Source organism: Microbacterium sp. J1-1 (assembly GCF_024498615.1).
Taxonomy (GTDB): Bacteria; Actinomycetota; Actinomycetes; order Actinomycetales; family Microbacteriaceae; genus Microbacterium; species Microbacterium aurugineum.
Genome location: NZ_CP089590.1, coordinates 1,312,793 through 1,323,736 on the forward strand (window position 1 = coordinate 1,312,793; position 10,944 = coordinate 1,323,736).

The 10,944-nt window shown below is 70.7% G+C and carries 5 protein-coding genes; 4 read left to right on the forward strand and 1 reads right to left on the reverse strand.

Features of this window, described 5'->3' with window-relative positions:
• Nucleotide 1: 1 nt before the first annotated feature.
• A complete protein-coding gene (locus LRQ07_RS06235; protein WP_256536144.1) occupies nucleotides 2-3,223 on the forward strand; it encodes an ATP-dependent helicase in 3,222 nt (1,073 codons plus the stop codon).
• Nucleotides 3,220-6,729 (forward strand): ATP-dependent DNA helicase, encoded by a 3,510-nt coding sequence (locus LRQ07_RS06240; RefSeq protein WP_256536145.1) that lies wholly within the window; start codon nucleotides 3,220-3,222, stop codon nucleotides 6,727-6,729. The genes LRQ07_RS06235 and LRQ07_RS06240 overlap by 4 nt, the downstream gene beginning before the upstream one ends.
• Here the strand turns inward: LRQ07_RS06240 and LRQ07_RS06245 are convergent.
• Complete coding sequence (locus LRQ07_RS06245) at nucleotides 6,675-8,048, reverse strand: hypothetical protein (RefSeq protein ID WP_256536146.1); 1,374 nt, start codon at nucleotides 8,046-8,048, stop codon at nucleotides 6,675-6,677. The genes LRQ07_RS06240 and LRQ07_RS06245 overlap by 55 nt on opposite strands.
• A gap of 64 nt (nucleotides 8,049-8,112) precedes the next feature.
• Between LRQ07_RS06245 and nudC the strand changes: the two genes are divergently transcribed.
• Both nudC and LRQ07_RS06255 read left to right on the forward strand, forming a co-directional pair.
• Nucleotides 8,113-8,994 carry an NAD(+) diphosphatase gene (gene nudC, locus LRQ07_RS06250; protein ID WP_256536147.1) on the forward strand — a complete coding sequence of 294 codons (882 nt, stop codon included), beginning with the start codon at nucleotides 8,113-8,115 and terminating at the stop codon, nucleotides 8,992-8,994.
• On the forward strand, nucleotides 8,991-10,712 hold the full coding sequence (locus LRQ07_RS06255; protein ID WP_134353390.1) for an ATP-dependent helicase: 1,722 nt from the start codon (nucleotides 8,991-8,993) through the stop codon (nucleotides 10,710-10,712). Before nudC ends, LRQ07_RS06255 begins: the two co-directional genes overlap by 4 nt.
• The last annotated feature ends 232 nt before the right edge of the window (nucleotides 10,713-10,944 follow it).

Below are 10,944 nucleotides of genomic sequence, written 5' to 3' on the forward strand. Positions count from 1 at the left end.
CATGACACCGGATGCCGCGCAGCGAGCTGTGATCGCCGCCGAGCCGTTCGCCTCCGGTGTCATCATCGGGGCGCCGGGAACAGGGAAGACGCGAACGCTCGTCGACCGCGTCGTGCACCTGCTCGATGCGGCCGATCTGCGACCCGAGCAGGTGCTGGCACTCACGCCGAGCCGCCAGGCCGCAACCGCACTGCGTGACCGGATCGGTGTCCGCATCGGGCAGGCGACCCCGGGGCCGTTGGCGCGGTCGCTCGGCTCCTTCGCCTTCCAGCTGGTCCGGGGGGCGATGGTGCGCGAGGGAGCGGAGCCGCCTGCGCTGCTCACCGGAGCCGACCAGGACCGCATCATCGCGGATCTGCTCGCCGGTGACACCGAAGACGGTCGCATCCCCTGGCCGGACGCGCTCAGCGGTTCGGTGCGCGCGTCGAAGGGATTCCGTTCGGAGCTCCGCGCGTTCCTCGCGGAGTGCACCGAGATCGGGGCCCGGCCGGACGAGCTCCGCGCATCGGGGAACGATGTGTGGGTGGCAGCCGCGGAGTTCCTCGTCGAGTACCGGACGGTACTCGACGCTCTGCGTTCCGCGCACCGCGACGCCGCGGACCTGCTCAGCGAGGCAGCTGCCATCCTGCGCTCGGCCGAGGCGGCGACGCTCGGCCCGCTCGCGCCATTGCGCGTCGTGCTGATCGATGACGCACAGGAGCTCACCCGCGGAGGGATCGATGTCGTCAGAGCGTTGCGGGGGCGGGGCATCGCGGTGCTGGCGTTCGGCGATCCCGATATCTCATCCGGGTCGTTCCGTGGCGCGAGCCCGGAGCTCTTCGCGCAGCTCGCCGGTGCCGTCGGCGAGGTGCATGTGCTCGACGGCGCGCACCGGCAGCATCTGGCGCTCACCGCCTTGACTCGCACCGTCACACAGGCGATCGGAGTCTCCGGACGCGTCGAGCATCGCCGCGCACCGGTGCCCGTCGACCCGGAGGTGGTCGATGCGCACGTGTCGACCTTCGTCGCCCCGTCTCCCTACGAAGAGCTGGACCGCATCGCCGGTGTGATGCGCGACTGGCATCTGTCCGAGGGAATCCGCTGGGATCGGATGGCCGTCATCGCTCACGACACCCGTCAGGTGACCACGCTGGAGACCGAGCTCGCGGCCAGGGAGGTCCCCACGCGCGCCGCCGGTGTGCAGCGTCCGCTCGGGAGCGAAGGGATCGTGCGTGACATCGTCGGCATCGTGCGCCTCGCGTTGACGCCCGTCGAGGAGCGCACCCCGGAGGCGCTGGAGGAGGCACTGCGCACCCCGTTCGGGGGGATGGACGCGATCGGGCTCCGCCGTCTCCGCGCCCGCCTCCGGCACATCGAACTCGCACAGGGCGGGTCGACGCCTGCGCGCGAGCTGCTGCGCCAGGCGATGGCGAACCACAGCCACCTGACGCTCATCGACTCGCCGGAATCCCGCTCCGCCGAGCGCTTCGCGGAGACGATCGAGGCGGTGGCGCGTGCCGCCGACCAGGGGGAGACGATCCACGATCTGCTGTGGCGGGTGTGGGAGCAGGCTCGTGCCGTCGACGGTCGGCGTCTGCAGGTGGCGTGGCGCGAGATCTCCCTGCTGCCCACCGGAGCGGAGACGGCCCGTTCGCTCGACGCGCTCGTCTCGCTCTTCGACGCGGCGAAGCGCTTCGTCGAGCGCACTCCGAACGAGAAGCCCGAGGCCTTCGTGCGCGACGTCCTCGACAGCGAGGTCCCCGAGGATTCCCTGTCGACCCCGGACCGTCCTGGCAAGGTCACGTTGCTGACTCCGGCCACGGCGCTCGGCACGGAGTTCGACGCCGTCGTCGTCGCCGGGGTGCAGGACGGCGTCTGGCCCAACGTCCGTCTCCGCGGCGGTCTGCTGCAGACCTGGCGTCTGGCCGATGCGCTCGAAGCCGCTCGCACCGGCGTGAGCATCGAACCGCCCGGGGTGCTGGACCGCCGGCGGGCAGCGTTGCATGACGAGCTCCGCCTGTTCGTGCGAGCCGTATCGCGGGCACGGAAGCGACTCCTGATCACCGCGGTCGATGACGACGACCTCACTCCGAGCCCGTTCTTCGCCTTCCTGCCCGCCCCGCACCCGCCGGAGCGCCACGCATCGGCCGAGCATCCGCTCACTTTGCGGGGGCTGGTCGCCCGGTACCGACGGACGCTGACCACGGCGCACTCGGATTCGCTCAGACGTGACGCGGCAGGCCAGCTCGCCGTCCTCGCCCGAGAAGGCGTGCCGGGCGCCGACCCCGCCGAGTGGTACGGCGTCACGGCCCCCTCCACGCAGGCGCCGCTGCGCGATCTCGCCGTCGACGGCGCGCGGGTCTCGCCCTCGAAGATGGAGTCCTTCGAGGAGTGCGGACTCAACTGGGTCGTCTCGGCTCTCGGCGGAGACACGGTGATGCCGCCGACGGCGGGGATCGGCACGATCGTGCACGAGGCGATGGAGCGGGTGCCCGACGGCGATGTCGAGCAGATGCGTGCGATCGTCGCCGAGCGATGGCCGGAACTCGACTTCGAGACCGAGTGGATCGGCCGCAAGGAGCGTCGACGCGCCGATCTGCTCGTGGGGCGCCTGCACGCGTACCTCGGCGAGGTGCGCCGCGAAGGCGGGCGGGTCCTCGGCAGCGAGGTGGAGTTCCGTTTCGCCGTCGACGTGGCGGCTGAGGGCGATGCGCACGCGGTGCCCGCCGTGCATCCCGTCGGGGAGGACCGCGCGAACCAGGCGATCATCCACGGGTACATCGATCGCGTCGAGGCGTATCCGCCGGATGCAGGCGAGCACGGCGCCGCACGCGGACGCGGCTGGGAACGGATGTCTGGCGGCCCGGACGGCCGCATCGTGGTGGTCGATCTGAAGACCGGGAAGAACGACCCCGAGTCGGATCCCGGTGTGCGCGAGCACGCGCAGCTCGCGGCCTATCAGGTCGCCGTCCAGCAGGGCCTGGTGGAGGACGCTCCGCCGGGGTCGTTGGCCGGGGCGCGTCTCGTGATCGTCTCCAAGACGCTTGCCAAGAGCGAGTACCGCATCGCGCATCAGCACACGCTCAGCGACGAATCACGGGCGGCCTTCCTGCGCCGCGTCTCGGATGCCGCCCGCGGCATGTCGGCGTCGAGCTTCACGGCGCAGGTCGAGTCGCACTGCGCCGACACCCAGCGCCGCGTGCATCCGTGTCGCATCCACACCGTCCCGGCGGTGAGCGCATGACCGGGTGGAGCGGCGGCGAGAGGATCTCGGCGGCCGACATCGCGGCCGCGCTCGGACAGCCTCCGCCCACACCCGCGCAGCAGCGGGTGATCGAGGCGCCCCCGGAGCCGGCGCTCGTCGTCGCCGGAGCAGGCAGCGGCAAGACCGAGACCATGTCCGGGCGAGTGGTGTGGCTCGTCGCGAACGGGCACGTACGACGTGACGAGATCCTCGGACTCACGTTCACCCGCAAGGCCGCGGGAGAACTCGCGGAACGGATAGGCCACCGCTTGGCGGTCATCGACGAGTACGGCCACCGGGGCCTGCTGCCCCATCTGGCGCAGATCGTGGCCGACGGCTCCCTTCGCCGGGTCGAGGAGGCCGCTGAGGGCCGGCAGCGCGAGGTGGTGCGCAGGCATGTCCTCGACGAGCTCGCCGCTCATCACGGCACCGGGTGGGACCCCGTCATCCCCCGTGCGGCGGAAGACGTGATGATCCGTCCGCGGGTGTCGACGTACAACGCCTTCGCCGACGGGATCGTCCGCGAACACGCTGCGCGCATCGGCCGTGATCCCGACGTGGCCATGCTCAGCCAGGCCGCCTCCTGGATGCTCGCCCGTGAGGTCGTGCTCCGCAGCGATCTTCCTGAGCTGGAGAACATCGACTTCGCGCTCGGCACGATCATCGACGCGGTCCAGCGCCTCGCCGGCGACGCCCTCGACCATCGAGTGGACCTGGAGGTGGCAGAACGGATCGCGCGGGACCAGGCACTCGCCTTCGCGCCCTACCGGGGCAATGCCGACGTGGAGAAGGCGGCTGTGAACCTGCTCAGCCTGCCGACGCTCGCCCGTCTGGTGCGTGACTACATCGCCGAGAAGGAGCGCCGCGGCGTGCTCGACTTCGCCGATCAGGTGGGCGGTGCATACGACATCGTCGAGTCCGCGCCCGACGTGCGCGACGAGCTTCGGGAGCAGCATCGTGTCGTGCTGCTCGACGAGTACCAGGACACGTCGGTCATCCAGACCCGCTTCCTCGCCGAACTCTTCCGGGACTCCGCGGTGATGGCGGTCGGCGACCCCCACCAGTCCATCTACGGCTGGCGCGGTGCGAGCGCCGACAACCTCTACGCCTTCTCGAGGACGTTCTCGAGCACCGGAACGGCGCAGACCTACAGCCTCATGACGAGCTGGCGCAACGACCGCGGCATCCTCGGCATCGCCAACCGTGTGCTCGAGCCCCTGCGGCGGCCGGGACTCGACGTGCCGCCCCTCGAGCCTCGTCCCGGAGCGGGGGACGGCTCGGTGTCCGTCGAGTACGCGTTCACGGTCGATGACGAGGCCTCCGCCGTCGCGGATTGGTTCGCCGCGCGGAGGGAGGAGCATGAGGCGCGCGGGGTCGGCGCTGCGCAGAGTCTGCGTCCGCACACCGGTGCGATCCTGTTCCGGTCGAAGCGTCACATGCAGACCTTCGCGGCTGCGCTCGCCGCTCGCGGCATCCCGCACCGCATCCTCGGCCTGGGCGGGCTGCTCGCGACTCCCGAGGTGGTCGATGTCGTCTCGACACTCCGGGTCGTGCACGACCCCACGGCGGGGTCCGCCCTGATCCGCCTCCTCACGGGACCCCGCTTCGGGGTGGGGGTCGCCGACATGGCCGCCCTCTACGACCTCGGTCGCGCGCTCTCGGAGCGGGACACCGCGTTGGCACCGCTGCCGGAAGAGGTGCGCGCGCGGTTGCGTTCCTCGCGCGGTGCCGATGAGGCGGTATCCATCGTCGATGCGGTCGACGTGGTGCGCGCTGTGCGTGATGACTACCGTCTGCTCGAGACGATCAGCCCGGACGGACGTGCACGCGTCCGTGCCGCAGGGGAGATGCTGGAACGGCTCCGGCGGGCAGCGTCGCAACCGATCCCGGAACTGATCCGTCTCATCGAACTCGAGCTCCGACTCGACATCGAACTGGCCGCCAACGAGACACGAGGCCCGGCCCGCATCGCCGCCACGCAACTGCGGGCGTTCACGGACGAGGTGCGGGCCTTCCTCGCGGCCGACGAGCGGGGGAGCATCGGGAGCCTGTTGGCGTGGCTCGACAAGGCCGAGAGCACCGACGAGCTGATGCCGCGTCCTGAGCCTCCGGAGCCGGGTGTCGTGCAGCTGCTGACCATTCACGGCTCGAAGGGCCTGGAATGGGATGCGGTCGCCGTCGTGCGTCTCGTGGTCGACGAGCTCCCCAGCCGTGTCTCCGACACCTCGGGGTGGTTCGGCTTCGGCGTGGTTCCGTTCGCCCTCCGCGGTGATCGGGATGCGCTCCCTCGCTTCGAGTGGGACCCCGTCGAGGCGATGGGGGAGGAGACGGATCCGCAGAAGAGGCAGAAGCTCGCGCAGGCTTCATTGTCAGGCGGCGCGACGAAGGCGAATCCGCTGGGCGGCGCGCTCAAGCGCTTCAAGGACGCGTACCGGGCGTATCAGCAGCAGGAGGAGCGGCGTCTCGCCTATGTCGCAGTGACACGTGCGCGGACCGATCTCCTGCTCAGCGGCGCACATTGGGCGGGCCAGAAGGCGCCACGGACGCCGAGCCCGTACCTGGTCGAGGCGATGGAAGTGGTGGGAGTCGAGCCGATCGCCCCGGTGGATCCCGATGACAACCCTTACGACGGTCCCGGATCGACCCTGCATTGGCCGCTCGACCCGCTGGGTGCCCGGCGCGCGACCGTCTCGGCGGCAGCGAGGGCCGTCGACGATGCGGTCCGTGTCGGTGTCGCCGAGCCGTCGATCGAGCTCACGCGGTTGTTGGCCGAACGTGCCGCCCGGCAACGCGGGAACGATGCCGAGGCCCCGACCCGTGTGCCGGCATCGCGGTTCAAGGACTACGTGACGGATTTCTCCGGCACCCTATCGTCGATCGTCCGCCCGATGCCGGAGAGACCGTACCGACAGACCCGCCTCGGCACCCTCTTCCATGCGTGGGTGGAACAGAGATCCGAACTCGTCGGCGTCGGCACGCGTGTGGACGAGGCGCTTTGGGAGGTGGACGAAGACGACGTCGCCCCAGAGTTCGCGGTCGGAGCGACGGCGGCGCTCGACGCGCCGGGGGCATCGGCGGATGCTGCTGATCTCGCGGTCCTCCAGGCGACGTTCGAGCGCAGTGAGTGGGGCCCGCTGCGACCGATCGCGGTGGAGATCGAGATCGACTTCGCCCTCGGCGCCGGGTTGCCGGACGTCGATGCGGGATCGGCGCACATCGTCATCTGCAAGCTCGATGCCGTGTACCGGCGGGCCGATCGCGGTGACCGCATCGAGATCGTCGACTGGAAGACGGGCAGGGCTCCGCGTACGGCGAAGGAGCGCGACGAGCGGATGCTGCAGCTCGCGCTCTATCGACTCGCATACCACCGACGGTACGACGTACCTCTGGAGGCGATCGACGTCGCGCTGTATTACGTGGCGGACGACCTGATCATCCGCGGCGACCGGGTCTACTCCGAGGAAGAGCTCTTCCAGCGCTGGAGTGCCGCGCGCGCCGCTCGCTGAGCCTCGTCCGAGTCGTTCTCGTCGAAATCGCCGTACTCGTCGTCGGACCGCGGGGGACGCGGGTGGGAGTCCTCGCGCGCGTCGGCCGGACCGCTCGTCCCGGCGAACAGGCTCGCGACCCCGGAGAGGTCTTCGGTCTCGATATCCAGCATCCCGGCACGACGGTCGGCGTCGTCGACGCGCTCGCCGGGCACGGTCGCGGTCGGTTCGGTGGAGGACGCGGTCCCCGTGGCTTCCCCTTCTTCCCTCTCCGCCGAGTCCGCCCACAGCTCCTCGGGGTTGTACGCATCGGTGTGCATCGACGTGTCGACCTCGGCGACGGCGTCCTTCGGCACGCGGTCGAGAGCATCGAGTGCGGAGTCGACGCCGACACCTCGCGCGTCGATGATGGCGAGGTCGTCGGTGCGCAGTCCCTCGGCGAGTGCCTCCAGCAGGGACGCCGCATCGTCGACGATGTCGGGCCGATGCATCGCGTCGCCGTGCACGAGCCAGCGGGCGAACTCCAGCTCGGCGAGAAGGCGGGCGCGCACCTCGAGGCCGGCGTCCGGCGCCCGGTCGATCGCGTCAGAATACGCGCGCTGGACGTCTTCAGCGGCCTCCGGTGCAGCGGACAACCAGGAGAGGTCGAGGGCAGGGTCTCCCACCGCGAGGCCGTGCCAGCCGACCACGCCGACCACCTCGGGGCCGCGCTCGGGGTGATCGTCGAACAGGAAGGAGGTCGCCTGCACGCCGCCCAGGATGACGGTGGATTCGAAGCGCCACAGCTCATCGTCGGCGATGGCGTCACGCCACCGCACGGTGAGGCGCGCGGGGACGCGACCGGTGGCGGCCGCGGTGTCGACCAGGCGCTCCAGCTCTGCGCGGCTCTCCTCGGCGCTGCGCGTGGCGAGACCGGCACCGCGCACGACCGAGGTAGGCAGGCCATGGACGGCGGCGATCGAGGCGCCCATGGACTCCGCGGCGCCGCGACCGGCGGGCACCATGGCCGCCTCGATCTGGAATCCGGGGAGGAGTTCGGTGACGAGAGCACGTCCTTCGCCGAGCCGAGTCTCGCCGATGTAGGCCGGGGCACGGAAGGGGAGCATGGCGCGTGCCCCGTCGGTCAGCGCGCGCAGGGCGAGCGCTTCGGCAGCCAGTTCCCGCGCTGTCTCGTCATCGTCGGCGACGCGGATCGCGAGCTCACGGCCGTCGGTGAGAGTGGCGATCGCCGAGTCGAACCGTCCATCGCCATCGGCGCTCAGACGGCGCGCCCCCGTGACCTCCGCCCCGGGCAGTGCAGCGGTCACTGCCGCGGCTAGAGTGAAAGGAGAGCGTCCCATGCCCCCAGGGTAGGTCGGCTCAGGGGCGGTCCCGCCTCCGCCACGCCCGTGAAAGAGGGAGTCGATGACCAGTCAGCGCCCGTCTCTCGACCGTGCAGCCGAACTCCGCGATGAGGCGGACGTCCTCGAACGCCTCCGAGAAGACCTCGCCACCCGCGTGATCGTCGTCCGTGAAGGGCGCGTCCGGGTGGTCGATTCGACGTTGCTGCGGGTTCCTCCCTCGGCCGTCGTCGAAGCCACCTGGGCTCTGCTCGGACGGGATTCCGACGGTGCCGTGGTGCTCCTCGCCGCAGCCCCTCCGGAGACCGATTCCCTCGACGCGGCGCCGGACGAGATCTGGCTCGGGCTCCGCGACCTCGGCGGCCGTATCGACGATCAGGAGTCGGAACTCCTCATCGGCGCCATCGCCCTCGCCGGCTGGCTCCGCGATGCGCCGTTCTGCCCGACATGCGGGGGTGGGACGGAGCTGCGGCAGGCGGGATGGTCACGACGGTGCCTGGTGTGCGCTCGCGAGCACTTCCCCCGCACCGACCCGGCGGTGATCGTCGCGGTCGAGAGCCGTGACGGCGAGCGGCTGCTGCTCGGAGCGAACGCGAACTGGGGCGGTCGCATGTACTCCTGTTTCGCCGGGTTCACCGAGGCAGGGGAGTCGCTCGAGTCGACCGTGCACCGGGAGATCGAGGAGGAGTCGGGCGTGCGGCTGTCGTCGCTGCGGTATGTCTCCTCGCAGGCTTGGCCGTTCCCGCGTTCCCTCATGGTCGGCTTCCGGGCCGTCGTGGACGAGGAGTCCGCTGCGCTCGCCGATGGTGAGGAGATCATCGACGTGCGCTGGTTCTCCCGTGCGGAGATCGGCTCCGCGCTGCTCGGGCGGGGGCCGGTGGGCCTTCCCGGGCCCGCGTCGATCGCCCGCGCGTTGATCGTCGACTGGTACGAGGAGCGCGCGTGAGCGCACTCGATGCCCTCGACGAGCGGCAGCGAGCGGCAGCATCGGTCCTGCGCGGACCTGTGGCCGTGCTCGCGGGCGCAGGCACGGGGAAGACGCGCGTCATCACGCATCGCATCGCCCACGGCGTCGATACCGGGGCCTATTCGCCCTCCCGCGTCATGGCGGTCACGTTCACGGCCAAGGCCGCTGGCGAGCTGAGGGGGCGTCTGCGGGCGCTCGGTGTCGAGGGAGTCGCCGCTCGGACGTTTCACGCGACCGCGCTCGCGCAACTGAATTTCTTCTGGCCGACGCTCGCGGGTTCGCCCGCTCCGTCGATCATCGACAACAAGGTACGGATGCTGGGGCAGGCGGCCGATGCGATCCGGTTGCGGCCCAGCACGGCGACTCTCCGCGACATCGCCTCCGAGATCGAGTGGCGCAAGGTCTCGATGCTCTCGATCGACCAGTACGCGGCGCTCGACCGTCCGATCAGCGGAGTGGACACCGGTCAGCTCATCGAACTGATGCGCGGGTACGAGGCATTGAAGGATGACCGCCGTCAGCTCGATTTCGAAGACGTGCTCCTCGCCTGCGCGGGGATGCTGGAGACGGAGCCGCGGGTCGCCGCATCCGTCCACGAGCAGTACCGGCACTTCACGGTCGACGAGTTCCAAGACGTCTCGCCGCTGCAGAACCGGCTGCTCGAACTCTGGCTGGGAGATCGGCACGACATCTGTGTCGTCGGAGACGCCAGTCAGACGATCTATTCCTTCGCCGGCGCCGACCAGCGCTTCCTGCTCGAGTTCGAGCGTCGCCACCCCGACGCCACGGTGGTGCGGTTGGAGACGAACTATCGTTCCCAGGCGCCGATCCTGACCGTGGCGAACGCGCTGATGCACGGACGCCCCGGTGCGCTCGAGCTCGTGCCCGCGCGCGAGCAGTTCACGGCCGATGCACCCACCGTGACCGCGTACGACTCCGAGAGCGAGGAGGCCGCGGGGATAGCGGCCTCGATCTCGGCTCAGCTCGCCGCAGGGGCATCGCCCTCGGAGATCGCGGTCCTCTACCGCGCGCACGCCCAGTCCGCGGTCCTGCAGCAGGCGCTCGCGGCCGAGGGCATCGCGACGACGGTGCTGGGTGGTACTCGTTTCTTCGCGATGCCGGAGGTGCGTCAGGCCATCCTGGCGCTCCGCGCGGCCGCCGTGGCTCCCTCCGAGCACGGGTTCCTCCCCGCGGTCCAGCGGGTCCTGCGCGAGCTCGGTCTCACGGAGGAGCCGCCGGCCGCGGGCGGTGCGCAGCGCGGCGGATGGGAGGCGCGTCGTGCCATCCTGCGCCTCGCGGAGGATGCCGGTCCCGAGGCGGATCTGCGCAGCTTCAGCGACGCGCTCATGGCCCGCGCGAAAGACCAGCATGAGCCCACGATGCGCACGGTGACCCTGTCGACCCTGCATGCGGCGAAGGGACTCGAGTGGCCCCACGTGCACCTCGCCGGGTGGGCCGAGGGGTCGTTGCCGATCTCCTACGCGACGAGCTTCGAATCGGTCGATGAGGAGCGGCGCCTGGCCTACGTCGGTGTCACGCGCGCCGCGCGGACGCTGTCGCTGTCGTGGGCGAGAACGGCGGGGCGGGGAGAGCGGGCTCCGTCGAGGTTCCTCGCTGAGATGGGGACCACGGCTCGCGGCACCGGCATTCTTCGTGAAACCTCACCGAATGCCACCCGATCGAGCCGTCGGCGCTGACCTGCGCGATGCGGCTCTCCGAAGCCGGATGTTCCCCCAGGAGCACTGCGGCGATCCGTCCGGCCTCGGCGACCTGCACCGCGCGGATCGGCCCGGGATCGCGACCGATCAGCTGTGCGTGCAGCAGGGGCCAGGCCGGGTCGAGATCCGTGGCGTGTGCGTCCCGGCAGGCGAGGCACGCGGACGCTCCGGGGATGACGAGGGGGCCGACCGTCACGCGTCCCGGTTCGAA